The organism is Shewanella sp. KCT, from assembly GCF_007636505.1.
GTDB classification, from domain to species: Bacteria; Pseudomonadota; Gammaproteobacteria; order Enterobacterales; family Shewanellaceae; genus Shewanella; species Shewanella halotolerans.
The window spans coordinates 75,667-93,091 of the sequence record NZ_LVDJ01000005.1 but is presented as its reverse complement, the minus strand read 5'-3'; the positions used below and the strand labels follow the sequence as shown (position 1 = coordinate 93,091).

11 protein-coding genes are annotated in these 17,425 nt (G+C 55.0%); 3 read left to right on the top strand and 8 right to left on the bottom strand.

Annotated features, from left to right (window positions below):
- Window positions 1-44: 44 nt before the first annotated feature.
- From AYI87_RS09000 to AYI87_RS08990, 3 genes are all read right to left on the bottom strand, one after another.
- Window positions 45-1,286 (bottom strand): DUF1501 domain-containing protein, encoded by a 1,242-nt coding sequence (locus tag AYI87_RS09000; protein ID WP_144201378.1) that lies wholly within the window; start codon window positions 1,284-1,286, stop codon window positions 45-47.
- 19 nt (window positions 1,287-1,305) lie between these two features.
- On the bottom strand, window positions 1,306-7,659 hold the full coding sequence (locus AYI87_RS08995; RefSeq protein WP_144201376.1) for a LamG-like jellyroll fold domain-containing protein: 6,354 nt from the start codon (window positions 7,657-7,659) through the stop codon (window positions 1,306-1,308).
- 1,182 nt (window positions 7,660-8,841) lie between these two features.
- The gene (locus tag AYI87_RS08990) at window positions 8,842-9,621 is read right to left on the bottom strand and encodes a class I SAM-dependent methyltransferase (protein WP_260865112.1); all 780 of its coding nucleotides are present in this window, start codon (window positions 9,619-9,621) and stop codon (window positions 8,842-8,844) included.
- Between the two features lie 171 nt (window positions 9,622-9,792).
- On the opposite strand from AYI87_RS08990, the gene AYI87_RS08985 reads away from it, so the two are divergent.
- Window positions 9,793-10,641, top strand: coding sequence for a 23S rRNA (adenine(2030)-N(6))-methyltransferase RlmJ (locus AYI87_RS08985; RefSeq protein ID WP_144201374.1), 849 nt, complete (start codon window positions 9,793-9,795; stop codon window positions 10,639-10,641).
- Between the two features lie 28 nt (window positions 10,642-10,669).
- Here AYI87_RS08985 and AYI87_RS08980 read toward each other — a convergent pair whose 3' ends face one another.
- From AYI87_RS08980 to AYI87_RS08965, 4 genes are read right to left on the bottom strand one after another with little or no spacing between them, the layout of a single operon-like run.
- The gene (locus AYI87_RS08980; protein WP_144201372.1) at window positions 10,670-11,032 is read right to left on the bottom strand and encodes a DUF4440 domain-containing protein; all 363 of its coding nucleotides are present in this window, start codon (window positions 11,030-11,032) and stop codon (window positions 10,670-10,672) included.
- A gap of 5 nt (window positions 11,033-11,037) precedes the next feature.
- Complete coding sequence (locus AYI87_RS08975) at window positions 11,038-11,769, bottom strand: lytic transglycosylase domain-containing protein (RefSeq protein ID WP_144201370.1); 732 nt, start codon at window positions 11,767-11,769, stop codon at window positions 11,038-11,040.
- On the bottom strand, window positions 11,769-12,779 hold the full coding sequence (locus AYI87_RS08970) for a DUF3137 domain-containing protein (RefSeq protein ID WP_144201368.1): 1,011 nt from the start codon (window positions 12,777-12,779) through the stop codon (window positions 11,769-11,771). Before AYI87_RS08970 ends, AYI87_RS08975 begins: the two co-directional genes overlap by 1 nt.
- 16 nt (window positions 12,780-12,795) lie before the next feature.
- Window positions 12,796-13,365 (bottom strand): LemA family protein, encoded by a 570-nt coding sequence (locus tag AYI87_RS08965; protein WP_144201366.1) that lies wholly within the window; start codon window positions 13,363-13,365, stop codon window positions 12,796-12,798.
- Window positions 13,366-14,240: 875 nt separating this feature from the next.
- Between AYI87_RS08965 and AYI87_RS08960 the strand changes: the two genes are divergently transcribed.
- Window positions 14,241-15,854, top strand: a complete 1,614-nt coding sequence (locus AYI87_RS08960) for an AbgT family transporter (protein ID WP_144201364.1) — start codon at window positions 14,241-14,243, stop codon at window positions 15,852-15,854.
- Window positions 15,855-15,954: 100 nt separating this feature from the next.
- Here AYI87_RS08960 and AYI87_RS08955 read toward each other — a convergent pair whose 3' ends face one another.
- A complete protein-coding gene (locus tag AYI87_RS08955) occupies window positions 15,955-16,827 on the bottom strand; it encodes a LysR family transcriptional regulator (protein ID WP_144201362.1) in 873 nt (290 codons plus the stop codon).
- 92 nt (window positions 16,828-16,919) lie between these two features.
- Between AYI87_RS08955 and AYI87_RS08950 the strand changes: the two genes are divergently transcribed.
- Window positions 16,920-17,423: a lactoylglutathione lyase family protein gene (locus AYI87_RS08950; protein WP_144201360.1), complete on the top strand. Its 504-nt coding sequence runs from the start codon at window positions 16,920-16,922 to the stop codon at window positions 17,421-17,423.
- Window positions 17,424-17,425: the final 2 nt, after the last annotated feature.

The following is a 17,425-nucleotide window of genomic DNA, read 5'->3' as shown; positions in this document are numbered from 1 at the left end:
TCCCCAAGCGGGCTAAATAATTAGCCCGCTATCGAGAGACATACTCAGGTGAACAGCTGCAACAAATCCACCCCCAGGGGATATTGGAAGTTGATATGGCTGCTCGAGGAAATACCCATGCGTTGCCGGATAGCCGCATGAATATGACCCGGACTCAGCACCACGCCGCCAGGCGACAATGCCAGCGTATCGGGATCCACCGCCAACGCCTTAAGCTGGCCGTCGGTCGCACCTATAACCCGGTTTCCCTGCCACTGACGGCTCCAAACCATAGTGGAACCCACGTTCCAGTGATCTTTGCCCTGATCACTGTTGTAGTAGGGTGTACGGCCAAAGTCCGATGTCAGCACCAAGGTGGTCCGGTCGGCAATACCCTGCTGCTCCAGCTGGGCGATCAGGTGATTGACCACCTCGAAGTAGTTCATCAGTTCCGGGGTATGGCGACTGTTGTGGTTACTGTGGGTGTCGAAGATGCCAATGGACAACGCGGCCGTGTTGGACAACCCCGCGGCAAAGGCCGCCGCGGTAATTTCGGCTTTCAACTTATCACCACTGGCGGGGCTTGCAGGCAGTTTATCCAGCAAACGTTTCAGATCCGGCCCATTGGCATGGGCGGTACTGAACTGCGTCTGGATCAATTGCTCGGCCTCGTTGGCGCCATTACTCAACGCCGCCATGGCCGCCTGATGTTCATCATTCACCAGGTCCATGACCGAAGGGGTCAAATACCGCTCCGGATTGGTGAAATCCTCCACCCGGCGCAGATCGTCCAGGCGTGACGCATTCACCAAATTAGCCGTATTGCCATAGCCAGATCCCAGGTAAAAAGGCATCAAATACTGGGACTGGTTGAGCGAGGCAATGACCGCCGCCGTCACCGGATACAGGGGCGACTGATGACCGCTGAGAGAGGCCCGTATTCCCACCTGATGGCTGTTGGTCTGATAATCCAAACCATTAAACACCTGCAGATGCTCGTACTGGCTGTTGAAAAAAGTCTCCATCTGATCTGTGCCACCATAATTGCTGTCCAGCAGCGGCGCAAAGCGCAGGTTTCCCGCCTGGCGAATATCCGCCATGCCAAAGGGGTTGATGGGACCCAAGCTACTGCTGTAGGGAATATTCCCCTTGGGATCGCACACCGCCGTGGTGTCCCAACCACCATTGGCACTGACAAATACCCAAAACTGCTCGCCCGCACTGGCGGCATTGGCCAGGTTCAGCCGACCGAGTGCCAGGAGGCCACCCAGGGCTGCGAAACCGGTTATAAATTCTCTTCTGTTCATCGTTAAATCTCCGCAGCCATTATTGATAGAAGAAGCGATAGTCTTTAAGCATGAAGGTCAAAGTCGCCATCCATGCCCGCACATAGAAGTGGGGATCGCTGTTGTCTTCATAGGGATAACTCACCCCTGCCTGACGATGAGTCTGTACCTGGCAGGCACCGTCCAATTGAACACTGGCCTCGTCACTGCGCACCGCATTGCGCCCCGTGGTCAGCAGCTGCTGATACAGTTGCCATGCCCGGGTCACCTGGGGTGAGTCACTGGCCAGCACCTCACCGTACATGCGGTACATCAGCTGCTGCAGGTTGCTGCGAACTGCCGCCTCGGTGCGGTCGACATCCCGGAAGAAAAGCCCGTCTATCTTGACGTAGCTGAATCCCAGGGCCTTCAGGCGGATTTCATGGCTACCGGCGCTCAGGGCAATCGCATTGGTTACCTCATGGGTCCAGCGCGACCAGCCTTTGGTGTAGCCAAGGCTGAGATTGTCGGTCCACAACTGACCGTCCACGTACAGCTGGAACTGCACCGGTGCATCTCTGCCATTGGCATAGGGCAGCACCAACTGGTATAGCCCGGCTTGGTCCACATTCAGGGTCGCGCTGATTTCCTTGTCGTCGCCCCAGGCGAACTGGTAGACGTAGTCATCACCGTAGCCCACGGACTGGTAGGCATTCACTTCCAGCTGCCCATCACTAAACACAAACTCACTCGGCGCAATGCGGATCCCCACACCTTCTGGGTCCAATCCCATGGCGATCAAACGTTGATCTGCCGTTTGCGCCAATTGCTGCGGCACTATCTGACAGGCAAAATCATTAGCAAGCCAGCTCTGCACAGTGGCAGCTGTGCCGGAGAGCACCCGCTGTCGGTCCAGTACGCTGAGATGATCTATACCGCCGTACATCAATTGGGTGCCCTGCTCCTCGAGCCAGTCGAAGTACACGCCTTCCTCCCAATCCTGTCCGAATACCGCGGTGACCTTGCGCGCCAGTTGCTCAGGCGTCAGCAACAGACGACTGCCGCCAAAGGCGTTATCACGCAGTGCGTAGTCACTGAGCAACAGATCTTTCACCAGGGCGCGAAGGTCAAAGTTGCCCTCACTGAACCCGGTGGCCAGGCTGTTGATGTCCTGCTGCTGGGCCGCATAGCGGGACTTGCTGGTGTCACTGTCCGTCTCCAACGGTTTGGCCAGCAGCGGATATCCGGTCACGGGCTCAAACAAGGTACGTACCACCGACAGGGCGAAACGCGAATCCTGTATCGCCTCCCCCATCAACCATTGCAGCGGGCTGACATCGGGGTCGAAATAACTAGGTGACAGCTTGCCGTTAAAGCCGGGAGCAAGGATCTCGTTCTGTGGCCAGTACTTGTTGTCCCAAGGGATTGTGGGCATGGTCCAGACATATTCACTGCCAGCCCAATGCTGGAATGAAGACGCCACGGGATCCATCACCTGGTGACAGCCGGTACAGACAGGGTTGGTCAGGGTTGGCAAGCCTTCACCGACCAGATCCTCGGCCTTTGGCCGCTCACCACCAATCTCCAGAATGTCGGTGGCCAAAAACTTCTTGTAGAAGCTGTAGGCACGGTGCCGGTTTCTGTTGGTTGGGGTGGTCGGATAGCGGCGCATAAACACAGGATTAGTCATCACCCCGGCATGGGCGATACCCAATTTCACCGGCTGGAAGTCGGTCTCATCCCAGGGAAACTCCTCATATTCAGGCTCATCCTGCTGGCGGAAATTAAACTGGCCTTCAATGCCATAGGAGCGGGCATTGTAATAGTTCACCATGGTGTAATCGGCGGTGAGTATCTCCGAGAAGGGTCTATGGTTACGCACCAGGTATTTCACCAGTTCGGTACTTTCGGCGTTATGGGCGTTGGTGGTCCTCAGCCACAGTTGTCCCTGCATATGGGTATCGGCCGTCACCTTATAGAACCAATTAACATCGCCTCCCAGGTTACTGGCGAAGGCGTTAACGGAGCCCAGCGATGCCATGTCGCCTTTAGTGTGCAGCACATCATGGTAGATTTCGCCGATGCGCTCGGCAAAACCGTTTTCTTCCAGCAACCCATCGAGCAACTGTGGCAGCACCGCAGTCCCCTCGTCGGCCAGGCGTTGTTGTTCCTCGGCGCTCGGCAGCCTGGCTCCCAGGTTCAGCGTCGCCTTGTACAGCAGCCAAGCGGCCTGAGTGTCGTCGATACTGGCATTGAGACCACTGTCGATGGCGGGTGGCATGGCGGGCGGATTGCTGCCATGGGTGATGAACTCATCGTACATCCAGGCATAAAGGTTCTCGGCGCAGGCCTGATCACATCCTCCGGGATTACCATAGGGCATGGTGTCGCGGATGAGATCTATGATGTCGTCCCGGTACAGAGACTCCAGAATGGGAGTGGCCCCCAGACCATCGACGCCGTGACAGGCTGCGCAGTTGAACTGCTGCCACAACTGGTCACCGCTCATGTTGCCTGTGTCTATCGCGCCCCCGGCAGCACTCTTGGTACCGGCGGTGGGGTTGAGGTATAGAGTGCGCACCTCGTCGGCAGAGAGACTGCGCTTATAGAGTCGGAACTCATCCAGGGCGGTGTCGTAAAACTCATCCAACACTATCCGCCGCAGCGGATTGCCCGGCGCCAGATGCTGGGTTTGCGCCACTTGTTGCCCGTTGACATACACGGTAACGTCGCCGTTTTGTTTGCGCACATAGGTGTACATTTGCCAGCGACCCGGCACTATCACATTGGCTGGCGAGGTCCAGGTGTTGTAGCCGCTCTGCTGGGTCTTGATGAAGAAGTTGTAGCTGCCGCCGGTACCGAAGAACAATGCATCCTGGGCAAAGTTATCACCGGCATAAAACAGCTGATTGCGCCCCCAGGAGTCCTGTTCATCCTTCATCTGTAGCCAGAATGACAGGGTAATGTCGGTTTGTGACAAATCCACCTGCTGCTCGACACTCAGATCCAGCTGCGCCGAGTAATCCTTCATGAAGGGCTTGAGCGCGTACCCGGCCGCCGCATCTTCGACGTACCTGGCAGACTCGATACTCAGAGGCAAACCGTTACCCGAAACATCGACGGCCTGATTGGTAGACAGCTGATCAAAATTCCAGTGAATATAGAGTCCATCTGTGCTCAGCTTCCACATTGCCAAGCCGCTCAGATTTACCTGCACCGGCGCAGAGTAGCTAGTGCTACCCTGGGCATCCATAGTCACAAGGCGCAGCTCTATGTCACCGCCGAAACCAGGTTGCAGTTGGGTGCTCAGCCCGGAAACCACGGCGGATTGCCAGGCGCTGGGCGTGGGTTGCAGATAGCGGTATTCCAGGCTCTGGCCACTGACGGCACCGGGCACCCCGGTTTCATTGGCGTATGACCAGCTCAGGCTGATGCCCCCTTGCTGCACCTGAGCACTGTCGATTTGCGCCTCGGGTGCCGTGCCCTGTACCTCATGGGCCGGTGGCGGCAAGCTTGGGGCGCCAAATTGGGCCCACTGAGTTTCCCACAGGTAACGGCCTGCCTGCTCGGCACAGTTGCTGTCACAGTGCAGCGGCATACCATCAATCTTGGTGATCAGCTGATCGAAGCCCAGGGCAATCCAGTTGGACGCAATGGATTCGGTGACCAGCCCCTGGGCCCCCGTACCATGGCAGGCGCTGCATTGCTGCTCGGCTATGCGCTTTCCTGCGTCGGCGGTGATCAGGTAATCGAGGTTCACCTGGATTTGTGGGCGACTTTCGCTAAGATCGATCACTTGGGTTGTAGGTGATGGCAATCCTCCCCACAGATAACTGAATGCCAGTTGATATCGACCGAAAGACAGCTCCAGCTGACGGGTTTCGCCCCAATTCAGCGCCAGGGTTTGGGCCTGGGCGCCGGTGACGGTCACCTGAGGCAGTTCGGTGCCGGTATAGCCCGCGGGCTTGGCGGGCAGACTGACCGACAGGGTGCCATTGAGCACTTCCGGCTGAAATTGCCAGTTGAGCACAGGATTGAGGTTACTGGCACTGATGTTGAGACTGTAGCTGCTCTGATCCGGCTGCCAGCCCGGCAGGGAGTTCATCACCACCGTGTAGTCACCTTCCGGCAGACCGGCGAATCGGAACTCGCTCTCCTGCCAGTTGACGTAGAATCGCCGCTCGTTACCCTGGGCATCGATCAACCGACCGGCAAGTAACTCATCCTCGATAGCGACATCGGGTTTGACCGGTACCTGAATGGTGAGGCTGCTGTTGAGCGCCGGTGTCTGGTAGGACACCCGGTAGATCACCCCGGCCTTGTCATCACTGAGCAAGAAGGAGCCATCCGTCAGCTCAAGCATCTCCACCGGGCGACCAATACAGGCCGAGGTCAGGCAAGCGTAGGATGCGGTGTCTATGTCCTGCATCCAGCCGTTCACCAAGGGTTGTTCGAAAGCCACGCTGCCGTTGTCGTTGACTGTCAGCATCCGCAACTCCAACGCAGGGCGCACCGCCTTCTGGCCGTTGCCGTGGGTGGCAAACAGCAGATGCCGCTGATTGGCGGCCGCGGGGTAGCTATCCCAGAACATGACTCCAAGGGGGGCACTGTTGGTTTCCACCTCGAAGGCAGGGGCACGGTAATTGGCAATGCTGATATCCGCCGGGGCGATATCGGTCAGCACGCCGCCGGCCGGCACGGCGGCGCTTGTTATGCCGTCGTACTCGTCCTGGGTAATGCCGATAATGTCTTTGCCAAACACGTAGGGCGCGCCGAAGTGCTGCCCCCAACTGGTGACACGGTTAATCTCGTCCGGGTTATCGAAGCCCTGGCGATTGTTATCGGAGAACCAGATCTCCTTAGTCACCGGGTGCCAGTCGAAGCTGACACTGTTGCGGATCCCTTCGGCCACCAAGGTTGTCTGCAGTGTGTCCAGGTCCAGCCGCAAAATGGTGCCATAGCGCCTGTCTTCCATCACGCACACATTGCAGGGCCGACCTATGGCGAGGTACAGCCCCTTGTCGTTGGGGTCGTAGGGGTTGAACTTCAGCGGGTGTTTCTGGTGCCAGTAGCGGAAACTGCCGGTCAATACCGTACCTTCGTCCGCCGGGAAGGTGTAGATTTTTTCCGGTGTCGGCAGGGTACGGTAGCGGCTGTCGATATCGCTGATCCTGTACAGGCCACCGACCGTGGAGAAATAAAGGTTACCGTCGCGGTAGGCCACACCATGGGGCTCTTCCAACCCGCTGGCCACCACGTAAGGCTCGCCCGGCTTACCGGTTTGCGGGTCGATTGCCATGGCGTAGATCAGCCCGGCTGCGCCCTCATTATCCACAGGTATGGCACTGGAGCCCACATAAAGCACCTGATTGCCCATGGCCATCTGCCTTGGCTGGAACAGCCCCTGGGAGAACAGCTCCACCTGCACCCCGGGTAGCGGGGACAACTCATTGACCTCGATAGGATCCCGGTAGAGTACAGCTTGCTGCACGCTGGGATTGGCGTCGCTGATCTCAATTACCTTGGGCAGCAACCGAGGCACATATCCCGCGATCGTGTCGAGCGTCAACTGGTACTTACCATTGGGCAGATTATCCAGCGTCAAGGATTCGCCCCAACCGCCGGAGAAGGGGATGTGGCTACCTGAAGCAAAATGATACAAGGAACCCGTGATCTCGGCGTCATTCACCGCCACTGCAGGACTAGGGGGCAGTGTGAGGGTGACCCCGCCAATGTATTCAGCCTCAGGTGAATCATACAGTTGCCAAACATCTAGCCCGGTTAGAGCTCGGCTATAAATTCGCAATTCGTCAATGCTAGCATCGACATCAGCAGCATTGGCTAACTCGCTACCAAAAGCGACTTTAAACTCCCAAAAGGGTTTAACTTCTTCGGTGCTCAGTTGGTTAGCAATCTGTTTGCCATTTTGAAATAGTGTTAGCTGCTGACCATCATAGCTAACAGTCCAATGATTCCACTCCTGCAAGGGCTGAAGTTGCTGCGAGGAACTTAAAATCAAAGGATTATAATAATTCACGAAACTATTAATTTCGCCGCTACGCTTAATGTTAAAACCGAAGCGATCCGAGCCAGCTCCTAGGTGGCTAAAACTTTTGTCCCCGTTAGGAAACGCCAACCGACTCCAGAAGCTGACAGTATATTCGCTGGGCTGCCAGCCATTCATTAGCCCCTTAAGTTCATTACCCTGACCTCCAATGCGGATCGCATTGCCTTTAGGTCCAGGAACCAACTGATAGTTTCCCTGAATGTCCAGCGGCATGCCGCCTGAAATTTCATTAGATAGAGAAACACCCGAGACTTGTTCAAACTTATGCCAACTGACTAAATCTTCATTGATATCGCCGAAGGCTGAGGTAGATAAAGTTGCTATCAAAGGGATGCAGAGCTTTTTCATTTATTGCTCCTTATATTTTTAGTTTTATCTGGCATGGATGAGATACAACAGTTGCGACCTTCTTTCACATCCTGCCAAGCCCAGAAATTTGTGACAATTCGTAACAAAAACGTTGCCTTAGAGTTTATTTTTTGTTAACTGGACGGGTGACACTATACGAATCATCCCTGGTTAATTAATAGCCCCCACTCTTACTTTTTGTGATCTGGATCACGCTATACCCATATATTTTTTACAGGTATTTACTGAGCAGCACGCGAACACTCAGAATAATTGATTATCAATTAAAATCAGTATTTTGCGAGACACCTAGGTAAGAGTCAGTCTTTTGGCGCAGTGAAAAAAACTACAAAATCATGCATATAGCAAAACGCTATATTGTTATAACCATTTGTCAGCAAAATTATCTCAAGGGAAAATGTTTACGGGTGATTACACTTTTTTTCGCCTTGAACCTCTGTTCATTGTTGCGACTTACCTCATACACAAATTGATTTTGTAACACTGTCATCCGGTGAATGAGTCAAGAGACTGCCTTAATGAGAGATCTTGGTTACGGATTGTCACAGGTGGGATTGAAAATTTTTTATGATTTCCTTTAGGCTGAAGATTCGATGTAAAAGGAATTTAAATTATGAATGCAGGTCTATTCGAACTTATTGCCTTACGCCTAATATCCACATCAGTTCTCACGAATAAGGCTACTATCCAGAACTGCCATATCACCAAGCAGACATTCGGCAGTGCCGAGTAAAGTATTTATGATTCTGTAGATGAAGGCCTGCTGCCAAATTATCTTGCCCCTGACTACCCTGTTGATCTGCTATAAAAATCACAAAAACACATAACGTCATCGATAGGCACTTTGGCTGAAGAAGGGCTACCAGGTTTTCCTGGTAATGCAAGAAGATGAGAAAAGAACAGTGACTCAAACAAGGGAGAATGTGCGTGCAACGTACAGTCAAAGCTATGAAGGAGGTCGCGGGATCACTAAAAAATGGTGAGAGTTATTATCGATCTTCCTGTATATCCTGTTTGATGTTATCAGGTCTGAATATGACCTTTAATCGCAAAAATAGGCCCGTACTTAACGGGCTTATTTGATAAGTTAAGCACTTCACTGAGTATGATAAATGCTCTAATTTGTAAACTCCTTCCCCATTCAATAGGCTTGCATTTACCCTACTCGCTCTTCATCGCGGCCTTAACGTAGACATCGAAGCGGTTCTTCTTGGTTTCGATGCGGGTGCTGGGTTTGACGCCGTCGAGGTCGTCGGCGTAGTCGGGGCGTTTGACCACTACCCGTTTACTGGCCAGCGCCATGGCGGGGGCCAGCAGGCCGTCTGCATCGAGATCGGCGCCCACCAGCGATTGGAATACCCGCATCTCCTTCTTCACCAGGGCCGACTTCTCCCTGTGGGGATACATAGGATCCAGATAGACCACATCCACCTGCTCACCCAGCTCGGCCAGCGTCGTCAGGCTGGAGCCATGCACCAGGCGCATGCGTTCCTGCATCCAGGGGCCGATATCGGCATCATCATAGGCGCGGCGCAGGCCGTCTTCCAACAGGGCGGCAACCACGGGATTACGCTCCACCATGGTGACAGTGCAACCCAGGCTGGCAAGCACGAAGGCGTCTCGCCCAAGACCTGCGGTACCATCGACGACAGTCGGGGTCACCCCCTGCTTAAGGCCGACGGCCTTGGCGATCGCCTGACCCCGGCCACCGCCAAACTTACGTCTATGGGCCACGGCACCAGAGACGAAATCGACAAATATCCCCTTAAGCTTGGGCTCGTCACGCTTATTCAGCACCAGGCAGTTATCTTCGAACACCAACTCAAACAGGGCGTTTGCGTCGAACACCAACCCCCAACGGTCACACACGGCTTCCAGGGTCGGATATTGGCGATTAAAAAAGATCCCCACAGAGGCGGGCTGGGTCGATGATGCTGTCACTTTGGCTCGGTCAATTATGAAATCACGCCGCCATTATGCCAAAACTGCGCCGCGCTGAATATGGCATTGTTATCGGCCTAATTATCGACCTAGGCTCAGGCGCTGTACCTGGGCTGGCATCCCCCCTATAATCGCCCTATCAGGCTAGCGCCCTCATCATCTGGAATATTCATGTTAAGTTACCGCCACGGCTACCACGCCGGAAACTATGCCGACGTGCTCAAGCACAGCATCTTGTTGCAAACCTTGAAATTGATGCATAAGAAGAACAAGCCCTTGGTATATATCGACACCCATGCCGGCGCCGGCGGCTATGCACTATCCGATGAGTTTGCCCAGAAGACGGGCGAGTATCTAGAGGGCGTCGCCAAGCTGTGGGACAAGCAGGACCTGCCCGAGGCGCTTAGCCAATACGTAAGTGATATCAAACACTTCAATGGCTCAGATGAGCTAGAGCTCTACCCTGGCTCGCCGGCCTTTGTCGACATGAACCTGAGAGATAACGATCGCATGGTGCTGCATGAGCTACACGGCACAGATCATCAGCGACTTGAGGAGCAGCTGGGCGGCGACAAGCAGATCAAGGTGATCAAGGTGATCAAGGGCGATGGCCTCAAGGGGCTGTTGGCCGCCGTGCCACCACTCGAGCGTCGCGGTGTCATCCTCATCGATCCCAGCTATGAGATGAAGAGCGATTACCAGGAGGTCGCCAAGGCGGTGATCAAGGCCCATAAGAAGTTTGCCACCGGCGTCTTCATGATCTGGTATCCCGTGGTACAGCGCGAGCAGACGGAGGCGATGTTCGAGCTGCTCAAGCAGAGCGGCATCAAGCGCCAGCTACGCATAGAGCAGGCGATAAAGCCCGACAGCGAAGAGTTTGGCATGACGGCGGCGGGCCTCTGGGTGATCAATCCCCCCTGGCAGCTGGATGAGATCGCCGAGACGACGCTGGCATATCTGGATCCCCTGCTCAATCAGGGCGGCGGCCATGTGCAAGTCACCTGGGAAGTGGGCGAATAACGCCCTCAACAACGAATACTTTTAGTGCTTAGAAGAAGGGCGCGCAGGGCGTGCCCTGATGGTAGATCATCTGCCAACGCCCCCCATCGCATTTCCACAGCGAGGTGCGCAGCGAATAGCGCTTATCCACCTCGTTCACCGGCTTAAAACAGGCGCGATAGTTGAGCTGAGCTAAGTCCTCACTCAACAAGCGATACTGCATATCACTTATCTTAAACGCCGGTGGCTTCTCCTTGGGCAGACGCGCCAGCACCTCTGGCTTACCAAAACTCATCCCAGTAGCGCCCACCTCCAAGAAATCGGCATGGATCAGCTCGTCGAGCACATTGGCATCGCAGCGCACCTCTGGGCTAAGCAGCGCGAGTTCCAGTTCGATAATGGTCTGGCGCATCTCATCTACCCCAGCTTCTGATAGCGTTTCAGCAGTATCTTGACCCGTTTCACATAGGCCTGGGTCTCCGGATAGGGCGGGATCCCCTTGTACTGAGTCACTGTGGTAGGGCCGGCGTTATAGGCGGCGCAGGCCAGATCGATATTGCCGTCGAACCTTGCCAGCATCTTGGCCAGATAGCGGGCGCCGCCGTCGATATTTTGCTCGGGCCGGTAGGGATTCTTCACCCCCATCGCCTTGGCAGTACCCGGCATCAGCTGCATCAAGCCCATTGCACCACTGCGCGACAGGGCAAATACGTTGAAGGCGGATTCGGCGTGGATCACGGCGCGGATAAGCGCAGGGTCCAGCCCATGGGTCTTGGCCGCCCGTGAGATCAACTCATCATATTCGGCGCTAAACAGCGGCATCTTCTGCCAGTCGAGAGCTGAGTCGGGTTTGCAGGCGTAGCACTCGTATAACAAAACCCTGAACTCGCTGTCGCCCGGAGCATGGTCGGCAAAGGCCACCACGCCGTTGGCCTGGGTATATTGATAAACCTTGATCTTGCTGTCATCGGTCTCATCCAGGCGCGGGGCATCGCCGTTGCTTAAGATGCCATGCTTAGAATAGCTCGCCTTGTAGCGCGGCTTCTGTGCCTGCTCGGTGGCACCTAATGGCAGACACAGCGCCAGGCCGAACCAGAGGCACAGCAGCTTTTGAACAAAATGAGGCGCAAGACAAGCACGGCTAGGCATTAGAATCCAATGTTCTGATCGAGTTTAAGTACTTCAATCATAGCAAAAAGCTGCTTCATCTCTCGGTTAATTTGGCTAAATTCGTACTCGAAGGTCGCGCCGTTGAAGATAGAGCCCAGCTCGAAACGATTGTCGCCGCTCTGCAACATGATCAACAGCTTGTCTTCGTAGAAGGCACACTGGATCTTGCCGGAAAACAGGTTGGCCAGTGACTGCAGACGCTCCATGAAACCTAGGGTCAGCAGGTAGCGCGCCTCGATCTGATCGCTGGAGAAGACATCGAACTGCTTCTCGAATCTGGGGTCTTCCAGCTTGACCCGGCTCAGGCTCTTAAAGCTGCTGGAGAGGAAATTCACCAGGCCGCCGCGGTTCTTCACCACTACGGTATGGCCCTTAAACCTCTTGTGGCTGCTGAGCTGCACCATGACGCCACGAAAGACGGTTTCTGTCTCCGTGCTCTTCTCGCGTTTGACCTGCTTGGTCAGACACAGCTCGTTGATGGCAATCTCCACCCCCTTATGGGTGCCCTGCACATAGTCATCGAATGAGGCGTTGTCGTAGTGGGGCAACAGCTTAGAACGCTTAAGCTGAGTCAGGCTCATGTTATGGCTGGTGCTGAAGATAAAGTCAGGGCCGAAATAACGGAAGATCTTGGGAAATACCTCCTGCTTCACATCTCGCTTGTAACGCTTGAGCGGACGGTAGCTCCACCAGCCAAAGGGAAGGCACAGCACGATGAAGAAGACCCAGGGGATATCCAGGTAACCGGACATACTAAAGATAAAGATCAGCAGCGCCAGACCCAGGAGGATCCCTAAGCTGGTATAGATACGCCCGCGCAGCGCCTTGAGGCTGGCAACCCTGTGGTTTTCAAATTTACGGGTAAGCGGCTCGATATGTTCTTCATAATAAGCCTTAAATTGTACCAACTCCTCGGGGTCCGCCCGCAGGCGTTGCGGCTCACGCTGGGCCTTAATCGGCGCCCCGAGGATGAAGCTGATGGGGTTCATGGCATCTGAACCCGGCTTACTTCAGGTAATCGGATGCGTCGATCGGCGCCTTAGACGCTTCATCGGCCTCATAGAAAGGCATCACCTTGACCTTGGCCATAGAGGCGATAATTGAGCCGGGGAAGATCTCCACCGCGGTATTGAGTTCAGACACGGCAGCGTTGTAGAAACGTCTGGCCGCCGAGATATGCTCTTCGACCTCGCTATAGGTCGCCATCGCCTGCACCATAGTCTTGTCAGACTTGAGCTCGGGGTAGTTTTCGACGCTGACCATCAGCTGGCCCATCTTGCTGTTGAGCTGCTCGGCTAGGCCCAGATGTTCCTTGATGGCGGCGGCATCGTTAAGATCATAGCCCGCGGTCACCTGAGTACGCAGCGCGGTGATCTCCGTCAGCAGCGACTTCTCGTGATCCATAAATTTCTGTGCAATCTTGAGGATGTTGGGCACCAGGTTAGCGCGCTTCTTCAGCTGCACATCGATACCCGACAAGGCTTCACGCACGGCGTTACGCTTCTTGATCAGGCTGACATACCAGAGGTAGGTGATAATAACGACTAGGCCAAGGCCTAACAGCAAACCTTCCATCTTTGAGTTCCTTCCCTATAGTTATTCTTATATCTCGTTAGTTAACGCACCAGCTTCACCGATTTTCGCGATGATTTCCAGCAATTTATCAGTGCCATTTTCGGCAAGGCGTTGCTGCTATATTCATCTTTTTTCACCGAAAATGATATTTATCACGCCATTTTTGCGCTAAAAGCATCCTTTTCACCTAGCTTCACCGCTTTTAACTCGGCGCGCACTAAAAAGCACAACAAGCGGCGAATCAAAGATAAATAGCGATACAAAACAATATTATATAGATTGATGCAATATTGCCGCATCAAAATCATCCCCCAAGCCAAGGGTCAAAATGACAGGCTTTATCGGCGATCAGCGAGACGTTAGGGCAAAAAGCGGTCGATCTGCTGCGTATTTCATAGACACTGTCGCCCCCGCATTCAAACCTAGCCTGCTAGTTGCGCAGAGTTTGACCAGTGAGATCAGGCCTTGCAGGCAAAAGGACACCCCGGGCCGTTGTTCCCTTTTTCACCGACATCCACTCAATCACTACACTGGCCTTTCAAGGTGTCACCTGTTCAGTATTCGTACAGCCAGCCTGAGCTATTATCTTAATCAACCAAGAGGCAACCCAATCTTCCCTAGTTGGGCTTTGGTTTCAATCATCATCCTTTCATTGGCCCGCTTAGACTAAGCTGGGCTTTTTTTTGCCTGAACGAAGCCGCCACTATTACTTTCAGTACTCTCCATTAACCACTCGCCATAACCCGCTATGGGTGGGCAATTATGGCAAATTAAGCTTCAGTTAAAGCAACTCCTTCATCATAAAGTGCTAACACTCCGCCTACAGGCGGTCAAAATGATAAGGGCACCCAGATGCCCAAGATGAAGGAAACACCATGAGCTCCAACCAAGAAGATGGTCTGGTGGCCAGTCAGCCCCCGACACCATCGACGACCAAGAAGGGCGTCTTCGTCCGCTTTCTCAACCTGGTCGAACACCTGGGTAATCTCCTGCCCCATCCCATCACTCTCTTCGCCCTGTTTTGCGCCGCCGTCATAGTGATCAGCGGCATCGCCGGCTATTTCGAACTGACGGTAAACGATCCCCGTCCGGTCGGCGCGGCGGGACGCGGCGAAGATGGCCTGATCCACGTGGTCAGCCTGATGAATGCCGAAGGCCTGAGGATGATAGTCTCCAACCTGGTGACCAACTTCACCGGCTTCACTCCCTTAGGCACTGTACTGGTGGCCCTCTTGGGGGTCGGCATCGCCGATCGCTCCGGCCTGTTGTCGGCGGCGATGCGTACCTTAGTGATGGGTGCCTCCAAGCGTCTGGTGACCCTCACCATAGTCTTCGCCGGTATCGTCTCCAACACCGCCGCCGAGCTGGGTTATGTGGTGCTTATCCCCATGGCGGCGCTGATCTTCCACTCCCTCGGGCGCCATCCCCTGGCGGGTCTGGCGGCGGCCTTCGCCGGTGTCTCCGGCGGCTACAGCGCCAACCTGCTGCTGGGCACGGTGGATCCTCTGCTGTCGGGCATCACCGAAGCGGCGGCGCAGATGATCGACCCCGACTATTTAGTGGGCCCAGAGGTCAACTGGTACTTCATGTTCGCCTCGACCTTCGTCATCACCATTCTCGGCGCCCTGGTCACGGAGAAGATCGTCGAGCCCAAGCTGGGTAAATATGATCCCAGCGAGGCCAGCATAGATCTGCACAACCAGAAGATGGATGGCGTCACGCCGCTGGAGATCAAGGGCCTGAAGATGGCCGGTCTCTCTATCTTAGTATTGGGCGGCATATTGGCGCTCTCTGTGGTGCCGGAAAACGCGCCGCTGCGTCACCCAGAGACGGGGCTGGTCGCCGGTTCGCCCTTCCTCAAGGGGATAGTGGCCTTCATCTTCATCTGTTTCGCCATTCCTGGCCTGGTGTACGGCAAGGTAGTGGGCACCATGAAGCGGGATAAAGACGTGATCGACGCCATGTCCCACAGCATGAGCACCATGGGTATGTATATCGTGCTGGTGTTCTTCGCCTCCCAGTTTGTCGCCTTCTTCAAGTGGACTAACCTGGGCGCCGTACTGGCGGTAGCAGGGGCGGATGCCCTCAACGCCATCGGCCTCACGGGCCCGCTGGTGTTCCTGCTGTTTATCATGATGTGCGGCTTCATCAACCTGATGCTGGGCAGCGCCTCCGCCCAGTGGGCGGTGACAGCGCCTATCTTCGTGCCCATGTTGATGTTGGTGGGTTACGCCCCAGAGACGATTCAGGCCGCCTATCGTATCGGCGACTCGGTCACCAACCTGATCACCCCAATGATGAGCTATTTCGGCCTGATCCTGGCGGTGGCCTCCCAATACAAGAAGCATCTCGGCATAGGCACCCTAGTCGCCACCATGTTGCCTTACTCTATCGTCTTCTTCATCGGTTGGACCTGCTTCTTCTTCATCTGGGTGTTTGCCCTCGGCCTGCCGGTTGGCCCAGGCGCGGCAACCTACTACACGCCTTAATACCAACTGCGAGGCCGGTGAAACCGCCGGTCTCGCTCGCTTTCTAAACCTGATCTTTCTAGGCCAGATCTTTCCAGGCCAAACAGGCCTTACTCACTTGCTAAGCCAGGCAGGCCTTAATGGCCTCGCTGAGCGAATCGACCCGTCTCGGCAGCACGGCCTGACGTCGACGGCAAAGATAGATAGTCTCGCTGACGGCCACTGGCAACTGATGAGCGGTTACCTTATCCTGGCGGGCAAAGGCCTCCACCGCATAGGCGGGCAAAACGCTAAAGCCCAAACCTCGGCTCACAGGCTCTAATATCAAGCCTATCTGATTCGAAAAGCCCCGGTTAGGCAGCTGATCGCAGTGCTCGAACTCAGGGTAGTTAGCCCCCAGCAGCAACTTGGCATGATGGGCGCCATCGGGATGAGCGATAAAGCCCAGCTGTAGCAAGGCCTCCCAGGAGAGAGACGTTTGGCTAGCTGGCGTGACTAAGAGTAGCGGCTCCTCGGCAATCGCCTCGGCCTGCACCTCGGAAAGCTCCGGCTGGCGGGTCATCAGGCCGATATCCGCCTCCATGGCGGCGATGGCGCGCTCGACCCCGGCGTTGGAGGCGAAACGATAATCCAGCGACAACTCGGGATGGACGCATTGCAGCTCAAGCAGCTCACCATACAGCTTGAGGCCGACACTGCCGGGGGAGATCAGGCGTACCTCTCCGGCGAAGGGCGGGTCTTGCTTGATCCCCTGCTCAAGCTGAGCCAAGGATTGCAGTATCGCCTGCCCCTGCTGATATAGCTGACGCCCGGCGTGGGTCAGGGAAAACTTCTTGCCTTCTCTCAGTAGCAGCTGGGTATCTAGCTGCTCCTCCAGCTTGCGCACATGCTGGCTGACACCAGACTGAGTCATATACAGGCGCTCGGCGGTGCGGGTGAAATGCCCCAGCTCTACCAGGGTGCAGAAGCTGCGTAACCAGATGGGATTCATCATCACATTTTGTACTCAAAATGATTAATTTTGATAATTTTACATAATTTAGTTCACTTTGTAATCTGTGCCCAACTCACCAACAGGAGCACAGCATGAACAACCCAGCTTACCCAAGAACCTTCTCACACATAGGCATCTCGGTGCCGGATCTCGATGCGGCCGTCGCCTTCTACACTGAGGTGTTGGGCTGGTATCTCATCATGAAACCCACAGAAATTGTTGAAGATGCCAGCGCCATCGGCGAGATGTGTACCGACGTCTTCGGCGCGGGATGGGGTTCGTTTCGCATCGCCCACCTGGCTACCGGCGACAAGATAGGCGTCGAGCTATTCCAGTTTGCCAACCAGCAGAATCCGGAAGACAACTTCGAATATTGGAAGACGGGGGTATTCCACTTCAGCGTGCAGGACCCGGATCTCGAAGGCCTGGTGGAGAAGATTGTCGCCGCCGGCGGTAAGAAGCGCATGCAGGCGCCACGTTACTACTACCCAGGCGAGAAGCCTTACCGCATGATCTATATGGAAGATCCCTTCGGCAACATCTTAGAGATCTACAGCCACAGCTATGAGCTGACCTATAGTGCGGGCGCTTATTAATA